General features: G+C 74.1%; 13 protein-coding genes and 1 pseudogene. 8 read left to right on the plus strand and 6 right to left on the minus strand.

Annotated elements, in window-relative coordinates; all coding sequences use genetic code 11:
- Positions 1-78: 78 nt before the first annotated feature.
- Together VSR01_RS28805 and VSR01_RS28810 are read left to right on the plus strand one after the other, a co-directional pair.
- Positions 79-1779 carry an acyl-CoA mutase large subunit family protein gene (locus VSR01_RS28805; RefSeq protein WP_326451990.1) on the plus strand — a complete coding sequence of 567 codons (1701 nt, stop codon included), beginning with the start codon at positions 79-81 and terminating at the stop codon, positions 1777-1779.
- Between the two features lie 220 nt (positions 1780-1999).
- Positions 2000-2194: a DUF397 domain-containing protein gene (locus VSR01_RS28810; RefSeq protein WP_326451991.1), complete on the plus strand. Its 195-nt coding sequence runs from the start codon at positions 2000-2002 to the stop codon at positions 2192-2194.
- A gap of 54 nt (positions 2195-2248) precedes the next feature.
- Here VSR01_RS28810 and VSR01_RS28815 read toward each other — a convergent pair whose 3' ends face one another.
- On the minus strand, positions 2249-2863 hold the full coding sequence (locus tag VSR01_RS28815; protein ID WP_326451992.1) for a TetR/AcrR family transcriptional regulator: 615 nt from the start codon (positions 2861-2863) through the stop codon (positions 2249-2251).
- Positions 2864-3196: 333 nt separating this feature from the next.
- Between VSR01_RS28815 and VSR01_RS28820 the strand changes: the two genes are divergently transcribed.
- From VSR01_RS28820 to VSR01_RS28835, 4 genes are all read left to right on the plus strand, one after another.
- A complete protein-coding gene (locus VSR01_RS28820) occupies positions 3197-4168 on the plus strand; it encodes a tetratricopeptide repeat protein (protein WP_326451993.1) in 972 nt (323 codons plus the stop codon).
- 716 nt (positions 4169-4884) lie between these two features.
- Positions 4885-5529 carry a DUF6230 family protein gene (locus VSR01_RS28825; protein ID WP_326451994.1) on the plus strand — a complete coding sequence of 215 codons (645 nt, stop codon included), beginning with the start codon at positions 4885-4887 and terminating at the stop codon, positions 5527-5529.
- A 123-nt stretch (positions 5530-5652) separates the two neighbouring features.
- Complete coding sequence (locus VSR01_RS28830; protein WP_326451995.1) at positions 5653-6252, plus strand: DUF6114 domain-containing protein; 600 nt, start codon at positions 5653-5655, stop codon at positions 6250-6252.
- Positions 6242-7654 carry a hypothetical protein gene (locus tag VSR01_RS28835; RefSeq protein ID WP_326451996.1) on the plus strand — a complete coding sequence of 471 codons (1413 nt, stop codon included), beginning with the start codon at positions 6242-6244 and terminating at the stop codon, positions 7652-7654. The genes VSR01_RS28830 and VSR01_RS28835 overlap by 11 nt, the downstream gene beginning before the upstream one ends.
- Positions 7655-7775: 121 nt before the next feature.
- Here the strand turns inward: VSR01_RS28835 and pyk are convergent.
- The 3 genes and pseudogenes from pyk to pta form a co-directional block, all read right to left on the minus strand.
- Positions 7776-9201: pseudogene (gene pyk / locus VSR01_RS28840) on the minus strand (pyruvate kinase).
- Positions 9202-9347: 146 nt separating this feature from the next.
- On the minus strand, positions 9348-10481 hold the full coding sequence (locus VSR01_RS28845) for an acetate kinase (protein WP_326453870.1): 1134 nt from the start codon (positions 10479-10481) through the stop codon (positions 9348-9350).
- 104 nt (positions 10482-10585) lie between these two features.
- Positions 10586-12676 (minus strand): phosphate acetyltransferase, encoded by a 2091-nt coding sequence (gene pta, locus VSR01_RS28850; RefSeq protein WP_326451997.1) that lies wholly within the window; start codon positions 12674-12676, stop codon positions 10586-10588.
- 220 nt (positions 12677-12896) lie between these two features.
- On the opposite strand from pta, the gene VSR01_RS28855 reads away from it, so the two are divergent.
- Positions 12897-13895, plus strand: a complete 999-nt coding sequence (locus VSR01_RS28855; protein WP_326451998.1) for a 2-hydroxyacid dehydrogenase — start codon at positions 12897-12899, stop codon at positions 13893-13895.
- Between the two features lie 49 nt (positions 13896-13944).
- Positions 13945-14970: an ATP-dependent 6-phosphofructokinase gene (locus VSR01_RS28860; protein ID WP_326451999.1), complete on the plus strand. Its 1026-nt coding sequence runs from the start codon at positions 13945-13947 to the stop codon at positions 14968-14970.
- Between the two features lie 63 nt (positions 14971-15033).
- Here VSR01_RS28860 and glgB read toward each other — a convergent pair whose 3' ends face one another.
- The gene (glgB, locus tag VSR01_RS28865) at positions 15034-17607 is read right to left on the minus strand and encodes a 1,4-alpha-glucan branching enzyme (protein WP_326452000.1); all 2574 of its coding nucleotides are present in this window, start codon (positions 17605-17607) and stop codon (positions 15034-15036) included.
- Between the two features lie 196 nt (positions 17608-17803).
- Complete coding sequence (locus VSR01_RS28870; RefSeq protein ID WP_326452001.1) at positions 17804-19537, minus strand: maltokinase N-terminal cap-like domain-containing protein; 1734 nt, start codon at positions 19535-19537, stop codon at positions 17804-17806.
- Positions 19538-19551: the final 14 nt, after the last annotated feature.

The raw sequence follows: 19551 nt of genomic DNA on the forward strand, positions 1-19551 counted from the left end.
CGGGTGAGACCCGGCTCACCACCCGGTGGGCCGTCTTCCCATCGACAGGTACTAGGACGTCCAAGTAAATTCGAGGGTATGGACGCCCACGGCATCGAGGAAGGCCGCCAGCGCTGGCAGGCTCGCTACGACTCCGCGCGCACCCGCGACGCGGACTTCAGCACGCTCTCGGGCGACCCCGTCGAACCGGTCTACGGCCCGCCGCCCGGCGCGGACGTGCCCGGCTTCGAGCGGATCGGCTGGCCGGGGGAGTACCCCTTCACCCGCGGCCTGCACGCCACCGGCTACCGCGGCCGCACCTGGACCATCCGCCAGTTCGCCGGCTTCGGCAACGCACGGCAGACCAACGAGCGCTACAAGATGATCCTGGCCGCCGGCGGCGGCGGGCTCTCCGTGGCCTTCGACATGCCCACCCTGATGGGCCGCGACTCCGACGACCCGCGCTCGCTCGGAGAGGTCGGCCACTGCGGCGTCGCCGTGGACTCCGCCGCCGACATGGAGGTCCTCTTCCAGGACATCCCGCTCGGCGACGTCACCACGTCGATGACCATCTCGGGACCGGCCGTCCCGGTCTTCTGCATGTACCTGGTGGCCGCCGAGCGCCAGGGCGTCGACCCCGCGGTGCTCAACGGCACGCTGCAGACCGACATCTTCAAGGAGTACATCGCGCAGAAGGAGTGGCTCTTCGCGCCCGAGCCGCACCTGCGGCTGATCGGCGACCTGATGGAGCACTGCGCCGCCGCCATCCCCGCCTACAAGCCGCTGTCGGTCTCCGGCTACCACATCCGCGAGGCAGGGGCCACGGCCGCGCAGGAGCTGGCCTACACCCTCGCCGACGGTTTCGGCTATGTGGAGCTGGGCCTGAGCCGCGGTCTGGACGTGGACGCCTTCGCGCCGGGCCTGTCCTTCTTCTTCGACGCCCACCTGGACTTCTTCGAGGAGATCGCCAAGTTCCGCGCCGCCCGCCGGATCTGGGCCCGCTGGCTGCGCGACGTCTACGGCGCGCGGACCGACAAGGCCCAGTGGCTGCGCTTCCACACCCAGACCGCCGGGGTGTCGCTGACCGCCCAGCAGCCGTACAACAACGTGGTGCGCACCGCGGTCGAGGCGCTGTCGGCGGTGCTCGGCGGCACCAACTCGCTGCACACCAACGCGCTGGACGAGACCCTGGCGCTGCCCAGCGAGCAGGCCGCGGAGATCGCGCTGCGCACCCAGCAGGTGCTGATGGAGGAGACCGGCGTCGCCAACGTCGCCGACCCGCTCGGCGGCTCCTGGTACGTGGAGGCGCTCACCGACCGCATCGAGGCGGACGCCGAGAAGATCTTCGACCGGATCAGGGAGATGGGCGCCAGGGCGGTGCCGAGCGGCGAGCACCCGATCGGCCCGATGACCTCGGGCATCCTGCGCGGCATCGAGGACGGCTGGTTCACCGGCGAGATCGCCGAGTCCGCGTTCCGCTACCAGCAGGCGCTGGAGAAGGGCGAGAAGGGCGTGGTCGGCGTCAACCGGCACACCGGCTCGGTCACCGGCGACCTGGAGATCCTGCGGGTGGGCCACGAGGTGGAGCGCGAGCAGGTGCGGGTGCTGGCCGACCGCCGCGCCGCGCGCGACGACGCCGCGGTCCGCTCCGCGCTCGACGCGATGCTCGCCGCCGCCCGCGACGGCGGCAACATGATCGCGCCGATGCTGGACGCGGTGCGCGCGGAGGCCACCCTCGGCGAGATCTGCGGCGCGCTGCGGGAGGAGTGGGGGAGCTACACCGAGCCCGCCCGGTTTTGAGCACGCCCGGCTCCGGGTCCGGTCCCGGGAACGGACCCGGAGCGGCTCCCGTGGGCGCCGCCGCCGCGCTCCCGGGGGGCGCCGCCCCCGCGCCCGTTCCGCCGCCCGGCCTGCCCGGTTGCGGCCGGGACCGGCCGCCGCGCGCCCCGGCGCGCGGCCCCCGACCTCGTACCCTCGTACAGGCCCATCGGTCCCGCGAGGAAGGAACGAGGAAGGAATTGTGTCCCTCGAAGCGACCGTCGGCGACGACGGGATGATCTACATCCGCGAGACGGAACAGCCGGACGTCGTCGCCGTCACCACCCCCGCCAAGTGGGAGGCGTTCGTCAAGGGCGTCAAGGCGGGCGAGTTCGACCACTTCGTGGCCGGCGTGCAGGCGGAGGCGCCCGCCCAGGCGGACGCGCCAGGAGCGTGAACCGCGCGCCGTCCCCGTACCGCCGTACGGGGACGGGCGGCCGGGTCGGCGCGGTCAGGCCAGGCCGGACAGGCCGCAGACCAGCAGCCGGGCCAGCCGCTCGGCCCACTCCTGGTCCACCGGCTCCGAGCTGACCATCACCCGGTGCACCACCGCGCCCGCGATCACGTCGAAGATCAGGTCGTCGCGGGCCGGCGCCGAGCCGTCGTCCGGCGGCAGCTCCCCGCGCGCCTGCGCGCGCTCGCGCCCGATCAGCACCAGCCGCTTCTGCCGGTCCACGATCGCCGCCCTGATCCGCCGCCGCAGCGCCTCGTCGAGGGTGGCCTCGGCGACCACCGCCATCAGCGCGGTCTTCGTCTCCGGCCGGCTGATCAGCTCGGCGAAGCGCAGCACCACGCCCTGGATGTCGGCCTGCAGCCCGCCGCGGTCCGGCACGTCGAGCTGCTCCTCGAACAGCGCCGCGACCGCGTCCACGACCAGCTCGTTCTTCCCCGGCCAGCGCCGGTAGAGGGTCGTCTTGGCCACCCCGGCGCGGGCCGCGACGTCCCCCAGGGTCAGCCGGCCCCAGCCCAGTTCGGCCAGCGCGGCGCGGGTCGCGTCGAGAATCGCCTCGTCCGCGGCGGCACTTCGCGGGCGTCCGGTGCGTTTGCCGGAGGGGAGGGCGCACATAGGGCGGACCATACCGGCCGGTAAGTAGCGCGGCGAAGTGATCCGTTTCACACGGCGCGTCCGCCGGGACCCGCCTCCCGGGCAGTTACGCTACGAGTCGTAGCGAAACGCTCGCCCCGACGACGAGCGGCAACCACCCGCGCGGACAGGGGTTCCGCGCCCGCACCATCCGTGCCACGCGCCCATCGCGCGGGGCACGGCGCACCACCCGCGTCGGCGGCGCCACCGCCGACACGGCGGACGACCAGCGCCGTGGCCGGTCCCGATCCCGCAATCCGGCGGGGTTTCCGGGTCTGTTCACGGTTTGCCCGGCGAGGGGGGAGGATTGGCCTCATGCAGCCACGCAACATGTCCATGAGCGGTGTGGTCGACCTCGCCGCGGTGAAGGCGGCCGGGGAGGCCAAGGCCAAGGCGGAGCAGGCCAGGGCGCAGCGGCAGGAGGGCGGCGCGGACGCCGCGGCCACCGGAGCGCCGCTGGTCGTCGAGGTGTCCGAGGCCACCTTCGAGGCCGACGTCCTGCAGCGCTCGGCCGAGGTTCCGGTCGTCATCAGCTTCTGGGCCGACCAGGCCGAGCAGAGCAAGCAGCTCAACGCGACGCTGGAGCGGTTGGCCGGGCAGTACCGCGGCCGCTTCGTGCTGGCCACCGCCGAGGTCTACGCCAACCAGATGCTCTTCCAGCAGTTCGGCGTGCAGGGCGTGCCGGCGGTCTTCGCAGTGCTGGCCGGGCAGGCGATGCCGCTCTTCCAGGGCGCGGCCCCCGAGGACCAGATCACCGAGGTGCTCGACCAGCTGATCGCCGTCGCCGAGCAGCGCTTCGGCATCGTCGGCGCCGAGACCGACCCGGGCGCGGCCCCCGCGCCCGCCGCCGCCCCGCCGCGCCCGGCCACCCCGCAGGAGCTGGCGCTGTCCGCCGCGCACGAGGCGCTGGACTCCGGCGACCTCGGCGGCGCGATCCAGGCGTACCGCAACGTGCTGGCCGACGAGCCGGCGAACGTCGAGGCCAAGCTCGGCCTGGCCCAGGCCGAGCTGCTGCGCCGGGTGCAGGGCGCCGACCAGCAGGCGGTCCGGCAGGCCGCCGCGGACGCGCCCGGTGACGTACAGGCACAACTGGCCGCGGCCGACCTGGATCTGGTCGGCGGCCATGTCGAGGACGCGTTCGGGCGTCTGGTGGACGTGGTGCGGCGCACCGCGGGCGAGGAGCGGGACTCCGCTCGGCTGCGGCTGCTGGAGCTGTTCGACGTGGTCGGGCCGGACGACCCGCGGGTGGCCGCAGCGCGGACCGCGCTGGCCAGGGTGCTTTTCTGACACCAGTTCGACCGGGGGCGCGGCGGCGGCCGGACGGCGGAGGGCGGTCGCCCTCCGCTCGTCGGGTGGTCGCCGCGGCGCGCGGAGCACACTCGGAGATTTAGCGACTTCCCGCCGTGGTTTATCAAACCGTGACAATAGAAAACCGCTGTTACTGGCGGTAGAGGAAGCGCCCGTATTTGTCGGGTCATCGACCCTTATGCCTGATTTACCTACCCGTGCGTCAACTACGCAGCGTGACGTGACTCCGGGTGGCGATCATGAATGCGCCACACTTCCGTTACTCGCTAGTAATGAACCCCTTGTGCACCGGCCGCGAATGGACCACGATCGGCCAAGCTCGGTCCGTAGCCACTGCCCGGCAGCCAGTCGGCGCCGCGGCTCCGGGTCCCCGCCGGGCGGGGGTGCGCGGTCACCGGCCGACGCCCCGGGACAGGGGGGTCTCCGTCCACCTGATGGATGCGGATGGAACCGGATGGAGCCTGTCCCGCAGGTTGCGCGAGAGCGTGGCCAGTGGTTGTCGCTCGGGGGTGATCGCCGACGATTCGGACGCAGCCGTCCGCAACTCCCCAGGGAGTCCCGGGGAGATCCCCCTGTGGGACGGACGGCCCACCGGTTCAGCGGCGCTCTCCTTCCCGAGGACGTAGCACTTCTCCCATCCCAGGCCGGGACCCGAACGAACCCGGTCGGAGATGTACGTCCGAGAAGGAGGAACTATGGAGTCGCTCGTTCGTGGCGGTACCAGATGGCGGCGGTTCGCCGTCGTCATGGTGCCGAGTGTCGCGGCCACCGCCGCGATAGGCGTGGCGCTGGCCCAGGGCGCGCTCGCCGCGTCGTTCAGCGTGTCGGGGCAGCAGTTCAAGGTCACGGCCAAGACCCTGCACGGTGATGGCTTCGTGCAGTACGGCAACGTCGTGGTGCCCAGCGGCCAGGGCCCGAAGGCCGTCGCCGTCTCGGCCTTCACCGACGCCACCATCACCGGGCTGTGCCAGTCGGTGGTCGTGCCCGCGCCGTTCATCGGCGACGTGACGCTGAAGCTCACCGCCGGCAACAACGGCAAGGAAGTCACGGCGAAGAACCTGTACATCGACCTCGACCAGCTCGACGCCGATGCCACGTTCAACGACATCAACATCGGTGTCGCCGCCGGAGCGACCGACCCGAACTACGCGGCCGTCGAGGACCAGGTCGCGAAGGACACCGAGCACGGCGGCGCCGCGTCCTTCGCGCAGGAGGCGAAGTCCGCCGACCTGACCGACGTGAAGCAGCGGGCCTGGGCCACCAGCGCGGGCACCTTCAAGCTCGCCGGCCTCAGCCTGCGCCTGCACAAGGGCTCCGGCGCCGGGGTCGAGTGCTACTAGGCGACGCCCCACGGGCGCCGTCGCAGTGCACCGCCTGAAGTGGCCCTCGGGCGAGCCGCGCGGGATGCGGCTCGCCCGGGTCACGACCCTTCTCCACCTTGCAGTCCCAGGGAGCTGTTTTCCATGAGCGCCGAGTCGACAGGACTGACCGCCCGCGCCCGCTACATCCGCCTGGCCTTCCGCCACTGGCGCTGGCAGCGGCCGTTCTGGGCCGGTCTGCTCACGCTGATCGCCGGCGTCCCGATCGCGTACTTCCCGTACGCGAACCTGACGCTGGGCCAGTTGACCGTGCGGATGGCGACCACCGCGGGCTCCGGCTCGCTGATCATCGGCGTGCTGCTGTTCGTGCTCGGCCTGACCATGTGGTTCCAGAGCGCGGTACGGGTCTTCGCCGGCGTCGCCGCGATCCTGCTCGCGCTGGTGTCGCTGGTGATCTCCAACTTCGGCGGCTTCCTGATGGGCTTCCTGCTCGCGCTGATCGGCGGCGCGCTCGCGGTGTCGTGGGCGCCCGGCGTCCCGGCGGCCGCCGAGCCCGGGGCGCAGGAGCAGGAGGAGCAGCCCGACGGCGTCCCGGCCGGCGAGGCGGGCAAGGCCGCGGACGCGTCCGCGCCCGGGGTCCCCGCGCAGCCCGGCGACCCCTACGCACAGCCCGAGCCGGTGCACGCAGGATCGCTCACCGAAGACGAGACCACAGAAGAGAACGGGAGGCACCGTGCTGGGTGACGAGGCTCAGCCGGCCGCCGGGTCCCGTGACGCCGCGCCCTCCGGGCCGCGCCACGCCGCTCCCCGCAAGTCGCTGCTGACCAAGCTGCACGTCCCGGCCGGCAAGGCCGTGGCGCTCGCCGCGATGCCCACCGCGGTGCTGATGGGCATGGGCTTCACGCCGCACTTCGCGCAGGCCGACGAGATGCCCAAGAGCAGCAGCCCCTTCAAGCCCGGCCCGTGCGTCACCCAGCCCGACAGCAAGGACGCGGCGGGCTCGGGCAGCAAGGACGGCGCCAAGGCGACCCCCACCCCGACGGCCTCGCCGAGCGCCACCGGCAAGGACGCCGCGGGCGGCAAGGACGCCGGCGGCAGCGGCAAGGACGGCGCGCAGCCCACCCCGACCACCAGCCCCTCGGCGTCCGCGCCCTCGGTCACCGACCCGGTCGCCAAGGCGCTGCCCAAGACGCAGCAGGCCACCCCGAAGGCGAGCCCCTCGGCCTCGCCGAGCGCGTCGCCGACGCCCAGCCCGAGCGCGTCCACGAACCCGCTGGACCCGCTGGGCCTGGGCAACCTGCTCGGCGGGCTGCTGGGCGGCCTGACCGGCAACGGCGGCGGCTCCACGCCCACGCCCGCGCCGACCACCCAGTCGCCGACGCCCGCGCCGACCACCTCCGCGCCCAAGCCCGACCCGACGCCCACCGGGTCGACCGGCTCCGGCTCGACGTCCGGCAAGGCGCCGTCCACGGGCTCCTCGGGCTCCTCCGGGTCCGCGGGCAAGGACGGCGGCAGCGGCAAGGACGCGACCAAGGGCCTCACGGACACCGTGGGCACGACCGTCAAGGGACTCACGGACGCCGCGGGCAAGGCCACCGGGACGACGCCCTCGGACGCCTCCGGCAAGGCCGCGCAGACGCCCACCGACGGCTCGCAGGGCTACCCCTGCCCGACCTACGACGCCAAGGCGCTCGCCGACGCCGAGACCGAGGGCGGTATCCCGCTGCTCCCGGACGAGCCGTGGACGCTGAAGAGCTCCAAGCTGGCCCTGCACGGCCTGAACTACGACGGCATCGTGCAGGTGCGCACCTGGAGCGGCCAGGTCAAGGACGTGCTGAAGTTCACCGCGAGCGGCGTCGACATCGACGACCTGTGGCAGATCGTCGACCAGCCGCAGGGCGGTCACACCTGGGTCAAGGCCCGGGCCGGCTCGACCTCGACGATCCGGGGCGGCACGGTGACGATGTACACCGAGTCGCTCAGCGGCAACCTGCTCGGGCTGATCCCGATCACCTTCACGCCCAAGGCGCCGCCGCCGCTGACCCTGCCCGAGCTGTTCTTCACCGACGTGACGGTGCAGCAGGCCGCGCAGTTCGGCGGCAACCTCACCGTCCCCGGCATGCAGGTCCTGCCCGGCCAGCCCTGAGCCGGCCCGCCCGGCCCCGCGCCGGCGCCCCGCACACGACCGCGCGGCCCGTACCCCCTCCCACCCGGGGTACGGGCCGCGCGGCGTTCGCGGGCGGCCGGGCGCGCGGCCCGGCGGGGCGTCAGGCGCTGAGGTCGCCCAGGTGGTGGACGCGCACCAGGTTGGTGGTGCCGGGGACCCCGGGCGGAGCCGGCGGTGATGATGACCGTGTCGCCCTTGGCGTACTCCGAGCGCTTGAGCATCTCCCGGTCCACCAGCTCGACCATCGCGTCGGTGGTCTCCACGTGCTCGACCACGAAGCACTCCACGCCCCAGGTCAGCGCCAGCTGGTTGCGGGTGGACTCCTGCGTGGTGAACGCCACCACCGGCTCCGGCACCCGGTAGCGGGCCAGCCGCCGCGCGGTGTCGCCGGACTGGGTGAAGGCCACCAGCGTCTTCGCGTCCAGGAAGTCGCCCAGCTCGGCCGCCGCGCGGGCCACCGCGCCGCCCTGGGTGCGCGGCTTCTTGCCCGGGGCCAGCGGCTGCAGGCCGCGGCAGAGCAGTTCCTCCTCGGCCGCCTCGACGATCCGCGACATCGTCTTGACCGTCTCCACCGGATACTTGCCGACCGAGGACTCCGCGGACAGCATCACCGCGTCCGCGCCGTCCAGGATCGCGTTGGCCACGTCGGACGCCTCGGCGCGGGTCGGCCGGGAGTTGGTGATCATCGACTCCATCATCTGGGTCGCCACGATCACCGGCTTGGCGTTGCGGCGGCACAGCTCGACCAGCCGCTTCTGCACCATCGGGACCTGCTCCAGCGGGTACTCCACGGCGAGGTCGCCGCGCGCGACCATCACCGCGTCGAACGCCATGACGACGTCCTCCATGTTCTCCACCGCCTGCGGCTTCTCCACCTTGGCGATGACCGGGACCCGGCGGCCCTCCTCGTCCATCACCCGGTGCACGTCCCGCACGTCCTTGGCGTCCCGGACGAAGGACAGCGCGACCATGTCCACGCCGATGCGCAGCGCGAACCGCAGGTCGGCGATGTCCTTCTCGGACAGCGCCGGCACGTTGACGGCCGCGCCCGGCAGGTTGATGCCCTTGTGGTCGGAGACCACGCCGCCCTCGACGACCAGGGTGCGCACCCGCGGGCCGTCGACCTCGATCACCCGCAGCGCCACGTTGCCGTCGTTGATCAGCACCGGGTCGCCCTGCGAGACGTCGCCGGGCAGGCCCTTGTACGTGGTGCCGCAGATCGACCGGTCGCCCTCGACGTCCTCGGTGGTGATGGTGAACTCGTCGCCGGACACCAGCTCCACCGGGCCCTCGGCGAAGGTGCCCAGGCGGATCTTCGGGCCCTGGAGGTCGGCCAGCACGCCCACCGCCCGCCCGGTCTCCTCGGCCACCTTGCGCACCCGCTGGTAGCGGGCCTCGTGCTCGGCGTGGCTGCCGTGGCTGAAGTTGAGGCGGGCGACGTTCATGCCGGCTTCGACCAGCGTCTTGAGCTGGTCGTAGGAGTCGACGGCGGGACCCAACGTGCAGACGATCTTGGCTCGGCGCATGGGCGATATCCTATCGGTTTGTTCCGCACCGGAATAATTCTGGATTGCTGTCCTGGGTCGTTCCGGTTGCTCACTGGCTACGGCTACGGCTACGGGCCGGGGCTACGGCCCGGGTTCGGGCTGGTGCTGCACTCGGCTGCGGGATGTCAACCTTGCGCCAAGGCGTAAGTATCGCGCGCGATGGCCAGCTCCTCGTCGGTGGGGACCACCGCGACCGCCACCGGCGAGCCGTCCGCGGAGACCAGCCGGGGGCCGCCGGCCCGGACCGCATTGCGCACCGGGTCCAGGACCACGCCGAGGTTCTCCAGGTCGCGCATCGCCGCCGCGCGGACCGCCGCGGAGTTCTCGCCGACCCCGGCGGTGAAGGCGATCACGTCGACCCGGCCCAGCACCGCGGTGAACGCGCCCACGTAGCGGCGCAGCCGGTGCACGTAGACGTCGAAGGCGAGCCGGGCGTCGGCGTCGCCCTCGGCCATCCGGCGGCCGATCTCCCGCATGTCGTTGTCCCCGCACAGGCCCAGCAGACCCGACTTCTTGTTCAGCAGCGTGTCGATCGCGTCGGTGTCCAGGCCCGCGACCCGCGCGAGGTGGAAGACCGCGCCCGGGTCCAGGTCCCCGGACCGGGTGCCCATCACCAGGCCCTCCAGCGGCGTCATGCCCATGGTGGTGTCCACGCACACCCCGCCGCGCACCGCGGACGCCGAGGCGCCGTTGCCCAGGTGCAGCACGACGGCGTTGACCTCGCCGGGCTCGCGGCCGAGCAGGGCCGCGGCGGCCCGCGAGACATAGGCGTGCGAGGTGCCGTGGAAGCCGTAGCGGCGGATGCCGTAGCGCTCGGCGGTGCCGGCGTCGATCGCGTACCGCGCGGCGGCCTCGGGGAGGGTGGCGTGGAAGGCGGTGTCGAAGACCGCCACCTGCGGCAGGTCGGGGCGCAGGTCGCGGGCCACCTCGATGCCGGTGATGTTCGCCGGGTTGTGCAGCGGCGCGAGCGGCACCAGCGCGCGGATGCCGTCCAGCACCTCGTCGGTGACCAGGGTCGGCTCGGTGAAGCGGGTGCCGCCGTGCACCACCCGGTGGCCGACCGCGGCCAGCCGCGGCGAGTCCAGGCCGAGGTCCTGCCCGGCCAGTTCGTCGGCCACCGCGCGCAGCGCCGAGGCGTGGTCCGCCACGCCGCCCGGCTCGCCGATCCGCTCGACCGTGCCGGAGGCCAGCCGGGTCTCGTCGGCCATGTCCATCAGGCGGTACTTCACCGAGGAGGAGCCGGAGTTGAGCACCAGCACCCGGGTCGCGCCGCCCTCGGCGCCGCGTCCCGTGCCGCCCTCGGCGCCGCGTCCCGTGCCGCCCTCGGCGCCCGTGCTACCCCCGGCCTCCGTGTCGTGCCCGCTCACGCGTCCTCCCCCTGGTCCCCCTGCGCCTGGATCGCCGTGATGGCGACGGTGTTCACGATGTCCTGCACCAGCGCGCCGCGCGACAGGTCGTTGACCGGCTTGCGCAGCCCCTGGAGCACCGGGCCGACCGCGACCGCCCCGGCCGAGCGCTGGACCGCCTTGTAGGTGTTGTTGCCGGTGTTCAGGTCCGGGAAGACCAGCACCGTCGCCTGCCCGGCCACCTTCGACTCCGGCAGCTTCGTCGCCGCGACCGAGGGCGAGACCGCCGCGTCGTACTGGATCGGCCCCTCCACCAGCAGGTCCGGCCGCCGCTGCCGGACCAGTTCGGTGGCCGCGCGCACCTTGTCCACGTCCGCGCCGCTGCCCGAGGTGCCGGTGGAGTACGACAGCATCGCCACCCGCGGCGCCACGTCGAAGCGGGCCGCGGTCGCCGCGGCCTGGATGGCGATGTCCGCGAGCTGCTCGGCGCCCGGGTCCGGGTTGACCGCGCAGTCGCCGTAGACCAGCACCCGGTCGGCCAGGCACATGAAGAACACCGACGAGACGATCGCCGCGTCCGGGCGGGTCTTGATGATCTCGAAGGCGGGGCGGATGGTCGCCGCGGTGGAGTGCACCGCGCCCGAGACCATGCCGTCGGCCAGCCCCTCCTGCACCATCAGCGTGCCGAAGTACGACACGTCCGCGACCACGTCGTAGGCCAGTTCGTACGACACGCCCTTGTGCGCCCGCAGCCGCGCGTACGTGGCGGCGAAGCGCTCGCGCAGCGGCGAGGTGTGCGGGTCGATCACCGCGAGGCCCGGGTCGTCCAGCGCGATGCCCAGGTCGCCGGCCCGCTTGCGGATCGCGTCCTCCTCGCCGAGCAGCGTCAGATCGCACACGCCGCGCCGCAGCAGCACCTCCGCGGCCCGCAGGATGCGCTCCTCGGCGCCCTCCGGCAGCACGATCCGCCGCCGGCGCGCGCGGGCCCGCTCCAGCAGCGCGTGCTCGAACATCATCGGCGTCACCCGCTCCGAGCGCGCCACCGACAGCCGCCCGGTCAGCTCGGCGGTGTCCACGTGCGTCTCGAACAGGCCCAGCGCGGTCTCCGCCTTGCGCGGCGTGCCCGCGCCCAGCTTGCCGTCCAGGCCGAACAGTTCGGCCGCGGTCGGGAAGGAGCCGGTGGGCACCGCGAGCACCGGCGTGCCGGGCGCCAGCCGCTCGGCCAGCGCGAGGATGTGCGCGCCCGGCTTCTCGTCCAGCGTCAGCAGCACCCCGGCGATCGGCGGCGAGCCCGCGGAGTGCGCGGCCAGCGCGCCGACGATCAGGTCGGCCCGGTCGCCCGGCGTCACCACCATGCACCCCGGCGTCAGCCGCGGCAGGAACGCCGGCAGCATCGCGCCGCCGAACACGAAGTCCATCGCGTCCCGCGACAGCCCCGCCTCGTCGCCGAGCAGCACCTGCGCGCCCAGCGTCTCGACGATCTGCCGGACCGTCGGCGCCGCCAGCGCCGGCTCGTCCGGCAGCACGTAGACGGGCACCTCCAGCGTCCTGCGCAGCTGCGCCGCGGCGCCGTCCACCTCGGCGGGGGCGACCCGGTTGGCGATCAGCGCGATCACGTCGCAGCCGAGGTTGGTGTACGCGTGGTGGGCGTTGCGGACCTCGGCGACCACCGAGTCCGCGCTCTGGTCGCGGCCCCCGATCACCGCGATGACCGAGGCGCCGCACTCGTTGGCCAGCCGGGCGTTGACGCCCAGCTCCGCCGGCAGGTTGGTGCCGGCGAAGTCCGAGCCGAGGATCAGCACCGTCCCGTACTCCTCGGCCACCCGCAGGTAGCCGTCCACCAGACGGGCGGTCAGCGCGCCCTGGCCCTCCTCGGCCTGGAGCGCGGCGGCCTCCTCGTAGCCCATCCCGAAGACCGTCGCCGGGTCCTGGGTGAGGCGGTAGCGGGTCCGCAGCAGCTCGAAGATCCGGTCGGGGGCGTCGTGCACCAGCGGCCGGTAGACCCCGACCCGGTCCACCTGCCGGGTCAGCAGCTCCATCACCCCCAGCTCGACCACCTGGCGGCCGTCGCCGCGGCCGATCCCCGTGACATAGACGCTGCGCGTCACCCCTGGACTCCGATCCCGCGGTCTGCTCGTGGTGTTCCGGTCGGGCCCGCGTGCCCAGACACGACGCTAACGCGCGGCCGGTCCGGACGGGCGGCGAGGCGGGGCCACGGGAGTTCGCGTCGCGCTGCCGCCCGCGGGCTCCCCGGGTTCGCCGCCCGGTGCACGTAGGGTGAGCACAGCGCGGACGCCGTGCGGGCGCGGCGCGGGAGGAGGCGGAGCGGTGGAGATCCTCGCGACCGGGGTGCAGCGCGACGAACGGCCGCTGCTGGAGGCCGCGGTCACCCCGCGCCACCAGATCCGCTGTGTGGAACCCGCCCTCACGCCCGACACGCTGCCGCTGGCCGCGGGCTTCGAAGCGGTCTCCACCAGCGTCGACGCGGTGCTGGACGCGCCCGTGCTGGAGGCGCTGGTGCGCGGCGGCACCCGGCTGGTCACCCAGCGCTCCACCGGCTACAACAACATCGACCTCGACCACGCCGAACGGCTCGGCCTGACCGTGACCCGCGTCGCCGACTACTCCCCGTACTCGGTCGCCGAGTTCGCCTGGACGCTGGCCACCGCGCTCAACCGCCGGATCGAGCGGTCCGCGCGGCGCACGAGGGACCTGGACTTCCGGCTGGACGGCCTGCTCGGCCGGGACTTCCACGGGCGCACCGCCGGCGTCATCGGCACCGGGCGGATCGGCACCGCCTTCACCGCCATCGCCCGCGGCTTCGGCATGCGGCTGCTCGGCTGGGACATCACCCCCAACCCGGCCTGCGAGGAGCTGGGCATGGAGTACGTCGAGCTGGACAGGCTCTGCCGGGAGGCCGACCTGATCAGCCTGCACGTGCCGCTGATGCCCTCCACCCACCACCTGCTGGGCGAGCGGCGGCTGGCGGAGATGAAGGACGACGTGATCCTGGTCAACACCGGGCGCGGCGCGCTGATCGACTCCGCCGCGCTGACGGCGGCGCTCCAGGCCGGCCGGCTCGGCGGCGTCGGGCTCGACCGGTACGAGGAGGAGGCCGGCGTCTTCTTCTACGACAAGGCGCTGGAGGTGATGACCGAGGAGACCCTGACCCGGCTGACCGCCTTCGGGAACGTCCTGGTCACCTCGCACCAGGCGTACTTCACGGTGGACGCGGTGCGGCAGATCGCCACCGCCACCGTCCGGAATGTGGACGACTATCTCGCGGGACGGATCACGGAGTGCACCCTGGTCCCGAAGTCGCCATGACGTCACGGCCGCCGACGGCGCGGCCGACCACCTTTGGGAGACACCGCTCATGCGCATCGGAGTCCTCACCGCCGGGGGCGACTGCCCCGGCCTCAACGCGGTCATCCGCTCGGTCGTGCACCGCGCGCTCACCGGGCACGGCGACGAGGTCATCGGTTTCGAGGACGGCTTCGTCGGTCTGCTCGAAGGCCGCTTCCGGCCCCTGGACCTGAACTCGGTCAGCGGCATCCTGGCCCGCGGCGGCACCGTGCTGGGATCGGCCCGGCTGGAACGCGCCCGACTGCGCGAGGCCGCCGACAACGCCGAGGACCTGTGCGCCGAGTACGGCATCGACGTGCTGATCCCGATCGGCGGCGAGGGCACGCTGACCGCGGCGCGGATGCTCTCCGACGCCGGGATGCCGGTGGTGGGCGTGCCCAAGACCATCGACAACGACATCAACGGCACCGACCGCACCTTCGGCTTCGACACCGCGGTCACCGTCGCCACCGAGGCGATCGACCGGCTGAAGACCACCGCCGAGTCGCACCAGCGGGTGATGGTGGTGGAGGTGATGGGCCGGCACGCCGGCTGGATCGCGCTGGAGGCGGGCATGGCCTCCGGCGCGCACGGCATCTGCGTCCCGGAGAGCCCCTTCGACCCGGCCGACCTGGTGGCGATGGTCGAGGAGCGGTTCTCGCGCGGCAAGAAGTTCGCCGTGGTCTGCGTCGCCGAGGGCGCCCACCCGGCCAAGGACACCATGGAGTACGGCGTCGGGGAGATCGACAAGTACGGCCACGAGCGCTTCACCGGCATCGGCACCACGCTGGCCCGCGAACTGGAGGCCCGGCTGGGCAAGGAGGCCCGCCCGGTCATCCTCGGCCACGTCCAGCGCGGCGGCGTCCCCACCGCCTACGACCGGGTGCTGGCCACCCGCTTCGGCTGGCACGCCGTCGAGGCCGCCCACGGGGGCGCCTTCGGCCACATGACCGCCCTGCACGGCACCCGGATCGACCTGGTGCCGCTGGCCGACGCGGTCACCCACCTCAAGACGGTCCCCGAGGACCGCATGCACGAGGCCGAGTCGGTCTTCTGACCTTCCGTCAGCGGGCGCCCCGGGGCCGGGAGACCTCCGCCGGCCCGGGCGGCCCGGCGCGCCTCACACCAGGGGGCGCAGCCACACCGTGGCCAGCGGCGGCAGCGTCAGCGCGATGCTGTGCGGGCGGCCGTGCCAGGGCGCCGGGTCGCTCTTGACCGGCCCCTCGTTCAGCACGCCGCTGCCGCCGTAACGGGCGTCGTCGGTGTTGAGGACCTCGGTCCAGACCGTGTCCGGCGAGCCGAGGCGGTAGTCGCGGCGCACCACGGGGGAGAAGTTGCTGACGCACAGCAGCGGGCGGCCCTGCGCGTCGTGGCGGATGAAGGAGAAGGTGTTGTCGTCCGCCGCCCCGCCGTCGACCCACTCGAAGCCGGCCGGCTCGGTGTCGCGCTCCCACAGCGCCGGGGTCGCGCGGTAGACCGCGTTCAGGTCGCGCACCAGGTCCCGCACGCCGCGGTGGTCGCCGGCCGCCGAGTACGTCTCGTCCAGCAGCCACCAGTCCGGCCCGCTGTCGTGCGACCACTCCGCGCCCTGCGCGAACTCCTGGCCCATGAACAGCAGTTGCTTGCCCGGGTGGGCCCACATGAAGCCCAGGTAGGCGCGGTGCGTGGCGCGCTGCTGCCACCAGTCGCCGGGCATCTTGGACACCAGCGCGCCCTTGCCGTGCACCACCTCGTCGTGCGAGATCGGCAGCACGTAGTTCTCGCTGTACGCGTACACCATCGAGAACGTCATCTCGTTGTGGTGGTACTTGCGGTGCACCGGCTCGTGGCCGACGTACTCCAGCGAGTCGTGCATCCAGCCCATGTTCCACTTCAGCCCGAAGCCCAGACCCCCGAAGCCGGTGTGGCCGACCTCGTGGGTCGCGCGCGTCACGCCGTCCCAGGCCGTCGACTCCTCGGCGATCGTCACCACGCCGGGGCAGCGCCGGTAGACGGTGGCGTTCATCTCCTGGAGGAACGCCACGGCGTCCAGATTCTCCCGGCCGCCGTACGCGTTGGGCAGCCACTCGCCGCCCTCGCGCGAGTAGTCCAGGTAGAGCATCGACGCGACCGCGTCCACCCGCAGGCCGTCGATGTGGAACTCCTCGCACCAGTACACCGCGTTGGCGACCAGGAAGTTGCGCACCTCGGTGCGGCCGAAGTCGAACTCCAGCGTGCCCCAGTCCGGGTGCTCGGCCCGGCGCGGGTCGGCCGGCTCGTACAGCGGCTCGCCGTCGAAGCGGGCCAGCGCCCAGTCGTCCTTGGGGAAGTGCGCCGGCACCCAGTCCATGATCACGCCGATGCCGGCCCGGTGCAGCGCGTCCACCAGGTGGCGGAAGTCGTCGGGCGAGCCGAGCCGCGAGGTCGGCGCGTAGTAGGAGGTCACCTGGTAGCCCCACGAGCCGCCGAACGGGTGCTCGGCGACCGGCATCAGCTCCACGTGCGTGAAGCTCAGCTGCTGCACGTACGCCGGCAGCTGCTCGGCCAGCTCGCGGTAGCCCAGGCCCGGCCGCCACGACGGCAGGTGCACCTCGTACACCGAGAACGGCGCGCGGTGCGCGGGGACGTCCGCGCGGTGCGCCATCCACTCCGCGTCCTGCCACTCGTAGGCGGACTCGGTGACGATCGAGGCGGTGTTCGGCGGGACCTCGGTGGCGCGGGCCATCGGGTCGGCGCGCATCGAGCGGGAGCCGTCCGGCCGGGTGATCTCGAACTTGTACGCGGTGCCCGCCCCGACGCCCGGCACGAACAGCTCCCACACCCCGGAGGCGCCCAGTGAGCGCATCGGGAACGCGGTGCCGTCCCAGAACGTGAAGTCCGCGGCCAGCCGCACCCCGCGCGCGTTCGGCGCCCACACCGCGAAGCGGGTGCCGGTCACGCCGGCGTGCGTCATCGGCCGCGCGCCCAGCGCCTTCCACAGCTTTTCGTGCCGGCCCTCGTGGATCAGGTGCAGGTCCAGTTCGCCGAGCGCGGGCAGGAAGCGGTACGGGTCGTCGACCACGTGCTCACCGTCGTCGTAGGACACCACCAGCCGGTATGCCTGCGGCACCGCGTCCAGCGGCAGCACCGCGGAGAACAGCCCGTCGCCCTCCGCCTCCAGCGGCGTGCGCACGCCGTCGATCAGCACGGCGACGCCGCGCGCGTAGGGCCGCAGCGCGCGGAAGCGCACGCCGCGGGTCCCGCCGGCGCCGTCGGGGACCGGGTGCGCGCCGAGCAGCGCGTGCGGGTCGTGGTGCGCGCCGTGCAGCAGCCGGCGGCGGTCGTCCTCGTCCAGTGAGGACGGCGCGGGGACGGTGACGGCGGCGGGCACGGCGGCGGGCACGGCGGCGCGGGCCGCGGGCTCGGTCGCGGGGGCGGGGACGCGCGCGGCGGCGGGGGAGGACGACGGGGCCGACGTGGCGGTGGACCCGGGCGCGGACGTGGGCGCGGAGCCCGGCGTGGGCGTGGAGCCGGATGTGGGCCCCGGCGCGGAGCCGGGCGCGGGCGTGGCGGCGGCGGTGCGCGGGGCGCGGGGGGCCGTGCCGGAGGCCCCCGGATGCGGAGTCGTCCCGTCGTAGCCGCGCGCGGCCGCCTCCGGAGTGACACCGGTGGCGTCCGCCGCGGGCGCCGCGGCGGTCGGACGGTCCTGCGGGGTGTCGGCGTTGCGGGGGCTCACGGCAGGGACTCCTCGGCGATCGGGACCTTCGGGCGGGGCGGGACGGGTCGGCGGTACGAGCGGGCGCGTGCCGTACCCGCAGTATCGGGGCGCGCGCCCGGCCCGCAGGACGGGCGCGTGCAGGAGGGGGGCGGCGAGCGGCGTAGGGCCGCGGGCGCGGCCGGAGGCATGCGGACGCCCCCCGGGGGCGTACGGCTCAGGGGGCCGCCGCGGCGAGGCGGGAGAGCGCGGACAGCGGGATGGGCAGCCACGCCGGGCGGTGCCGGGCCTCGTAACGGGCCTCGTACACCGCCTTGTCGGTCTCGAAGGCCCGTATCAGCACCGCCTGCTCACGCGGGTCGACGCCGCTGACCTCGGCGTAGCCGGTGCAGAAGGCGTCGCGGTGGCGGGCGGCCCAGGGGACGTTGCCGCTGTGGTGGGCGGCGTAGTCGAAGGACCGCAGCATGCCCGCGACGTCCTGCACCGGCGGCGCGGGGCGGCGGCGTTCGGCCAGCGGGCGGGCCGGCTCGCCCTCGAAGTCGATCAGCACCCACGCGCCGTCGGGGCCGCGCAGCGCCTGCCCGAGGTGGAGGTCGCCGTGCACGCGCTGGGCGGACACCGGGCCGCCCGCGCCCGCCGTGGCCAGCGCGGCCAGGTCCTCGAACGCCGAGCGCAGCGCTCCCGCGTACGGACGCACCGCCGCGACCTCGGCGGCTGTCTCCTCCAGCCGCCGCACCATGCCGGAGGCCAAACGTTCCAGCGCGGCGCCGTCGAGCGGCCGGGCGGGCAGCGCCGCCGCCAGCGCGGCGTGCACCTCGGCGGTGGCCCGGCCCAGCCCGGCGGCCTCGGCGCGGAAGTCGCCGTCCTCGGCCACCGACGCGAGCGCCAGCGTCCAGCCGTCCGCGGACCCCGGCAGGAAGCGCTGCAGCACACCGAGCGTCGCCGCCTCACCGGCCCCGGCCCCGGCGTCCGCCCCGGAAGACGGGGACGCGCCCGCGCCGGACCCCGCGCCGGACCCCGCGCCGGACCCCGCGCCGGACCCCGCGCCGGACCCCGCGCCGGACTTGGACCCGGCGCCCGCGTCGCCGGCTGCGGCCCCGGCGCCCGACCCCGCGCCCGCGTCCGCCTCGTCCGTCCCCGCCGGCCGCAGGCCCTCCGCCTCGAACCAGGCGACCGGCTCCGCGACCCGGCGCGAGCCCGCCCGCGCCAGCGCGAGCGACAGCTCCAGGTCCGGGTTGACGCCGGGGGACACCCGGCGGAACAGCTTGAGGATGAACGCGTCGCCGTACACCACCGAGGTGTTGGACTGCTCCGCGGTGACCACCCGGGGCGTCAGTCCCGGCGGGAAGTGCGCGCCCGGCTCGGTGGTGAAGCGCAGCCGCCCGGCGCGGCCGGGCGCCCGCAGGCGTTCCAGCAGCAGCGCGGCCAGCCGCGGGTCGTGCGGCGCGTCGTAGAGCGTCAGCCCGTCGTAGGGCCCGCCGACCGCCTGGCCGAGCGAGGCCCGCACCAGGGCGGGCGGCAGCAGCGGGTGCGCGCCGAGCAGCAGTTGGTAGCAGTCCGCTGGACGCCCCGGCTGCTCCACGTCCACCAGCACGTGCAGCAGGCCCATCGGGCCCAGCGGCCCGCCCGGCGGCACCAGCTCGGTCGCCGCGGCCAGCCGGAACCGGCCGATCGGCAGCCCCTTGCCGGCGAACCAGCGCTGGCGCGGCAACCAGCCGCGCAGCAGCGGGTCGAGCGAGCGCAGCAGCGGACCGGGCGACAGCGGCTGCGGCTGCGGCTGCGGCTGCGGCTCGGGTGCGCGGGGCGCGGCGGTGCGGGCGGCCTCGGCGCGGGCCGCGGCGTGGGACGCCTCGGCGCGGGCCGTGGCCGGATGGGCGGTGGAGGGATGGGCGGTGGAGGGATGGGCCGTGGTGGAGGACGACGGAACACGGGTCCGGGAGCTGTCCGACATGACGTCCTTTCCCC

It is taken from the genome of Actinacidiphila sp. DG2A-62 (genome assembly GCF_035825295.1).
In the GTDB taxonomy this organism is placed as follows: Bacteria; Actinomycetota; Actinomycetes; order Streptomycetales; family Streptomycetaceae; genus Actinacidiphila.